The 2,445-nt window shown below is 71.2% G+C and carries 2 protein-coding genes; both read left to right on the forward strand.

Annotated elements, in window-relative coordinates:
- On the forward strand, positions 1-589 hold a 589-nt coding region (locus ACFPZL_RS12290; RefSeq protein ID WP_382335635.1), incomplete at its 5' end, for a hypothetical protein.
- Between the two features lie 247 nt (positions 590-836).
- Positions 837-2,445, forward strand: a 1,609-nt coding sequence (locus tag ACFPZL_RS12295) for a hypothetical protein (protein ID WP_382335637.1), incomplete at its 3' end; no start/stop codon positions are given.

The raw sequence follows: 2,445 nt of genomic DNA on the forward strand, positions 1-2,445 counted from the left end.
GGCCGAGCGCCGGCTCTCGCTGGTGCTCAATCGCGCCGAGACCTCGCCGCTGGGCCTGCCGCAGGGGCCGAGCCCGGCAGGATCGCGCGGCGTGCTGGTGCTCGACGAGGCCTCCGGCCGGACGATCCCCGACCCGCCCGGGACGGCGAACTTCAACCTCGTCGGCCTGTCGCGCACGGGGGCGCGGGTCACGAGCTGGGACGGCACCGGATACCACCGGACGGACCTCGAGCCCGGTATGCACATGATCGCCCACCACGACGTGGACGATGCGGTGCGGACGCCGCGGATCGCGCACTGGCTGCCGGCATTCCGCGAGGTGGCCGGGCTGCCCGACGCGGAATGGCGGGAGCAGTGGATCGGCGTGCTCGACGAGAGCACGCGCCTCGCCGTCGACGACGATCGGGCCATCATCCGCGACAATCGTCGCCACGGCTATGCGACGCTGTCGCTGCTCGTCTGCCTCGCCGAGCTGCGCCCCGGCGCCACCGGTGACGAAGGCGCGGACGGATCGCTGAGCATCGACACCGCAGTGCTCGCGGAGCCCGCGCACTGGCAGCGCCCCGCGTTCGAGCGCATTTCGGCCTGAGCTCTTTTCGGCTTGCGCCCTTTCGGCCCGCGCGTCCGTCGATCCCGACCAGCCGGCGGTCCCGATCGACCGCCGACACCAGCCGGCGGTCGAGACCGGCGGTAGCGGCCGGTACCGACGCAGGCACGAGTTCACCTCGCCTTCACCCGGGGCCTGCCTCGTGGTCATCGGGCGGCCGTCGCGCAGCCACTCCGCTTCGCCACGATGGTCGACGGATCACGTTGACCGACTCGTGGAAAGTGACGTCATGCTCAATTCGAAGACGGATTCGCCGCGGATCCCGCAGAGGCTCCCGCAGCGCGGCGCCGCGTTCCTCACCGCGATCGCGGTGGGGGTCGGCGGTCTGCTGGTGGCGCCCGCCGGTGCGCACGCCGAGCCGACCCCGGTGATCGAGGGGTTGGAGGGCGAGGGCACCGCGGAGGCCCCGCTGATCCTCGACTCGGCGGCAGACCTGGATCTCGCGGCCGAAGCGGTGAACGGGGACTACGCGAGTTTCGGCTCGCTGAACTACCGTCTCGATGCGGACATCGACTACGGTGGCGGCACCTTCGACGCGTTCGCGAGGTTCTCGGGGGTCTTCGACGGCAACGGCCACACGATCAGCGACGTCGTCTACGCCTCGCACGTGGCCGGGAACCAGCAGTTCGTCTCGTTCTTCGTCGAGCTGAACGGGGCGACCGTGACCGGCCTGACCCTCGACGACGTGACCGCGGTGGTGTCGAGCGCGGCCGCGGGCGTGACGAACCTGGTCGAGGCGGGCGGGCTCGCCCGCAACGCGATCGACTCGACCATCGACGGCAACACGGTGCGGGATGCGACGGTGTCGGGTCCCGACGTCGGCAACGGCTACAACTCCGGCTTCATCGCGCGCGCGAGCGGCTCCACCGTGTCGAACAACATGATCGCCGGTGCGATGCGGACGACGGGCGACAAATACGCCTCCGCCTTCCTCGGCTACCTGGGCGCCGACACCGTCGTCGAGAAGAACCTGATCGCCGCCGATCCCGGCGTCACCTACACCGTGAGGAACACCGCCGGCGGCGACAACAACTCCTCGGGCGTGCTGGTCGACTACGTCGGTGCGAACATGGACGGGCAGACCATCCGCGGCAACGTCGTCTACTCGGGGTCCGTCTACGCCCACGCCACGGGCGCGTTCAGCAACCTGGGCTGGGTGACGGCGGTCAACGCCGAGCAGGTCGAGGAGTACGGCACCAACCTCGTCAACGCGCGCAACAACCGGGCGGGTTTCCCGGCGGTCGCCGAGACCGCGATCACCGATGAGCCGCTCCGCTGGACCCGTCGATCGGGTGCCGGCTACCAGCACGACGTGCAGACCGCGAGCGGGCCGCTGTGGCGGCCGGGCGACGAGGGCACCCCGGTGAGCCACGCGGAGCTGCAGGAACAGCCCACCTACGAGGCACTCGGGTGGGACTTCGGCAACGGCTGGCGCTGGGACGCCGAGGCGGGTCATCCCGTCCTGCAGAGCGCGCCGTCGCTGACGACCCAGCGTTCGAGCCTGACCATCGCGGTCGGCGCGGATCGGAGCGAGTCCGAGATCCTCGAGGCGCTCGGCGCGGCCTCGGATCGCGGCGCGCTCTCCATCGATCTCGCCGGGGTCGACTTCGCTGCCGAAGGCGTCTACACCGCCGAGGTCGTCGCGGCAGAGGGCCGGTTCCGGAGCAGCGCTCCGGTCGAGATCACGATCACCTCGCTGCCGTTCGTCACCGTCGCCGAGACCTCCGCATCGTTCCGGGTCGGCAGCGCGCCGACGGCCGCCGAGGTGCTCGAGGCGCTCGGCGCGGCGGCCGACCGCGGCGAACTCGCGATCGACCTGAGCGGGGTCGACTTCGCCG

The organism is Leucobacter soli (assembly GCF_042659205.1).
Lineage (GTDB): Bacteria > Actinomycetota > Actinomycetes > Actinomycetales > Microbacteriaceae > Leucobacter > Leucobacter soli.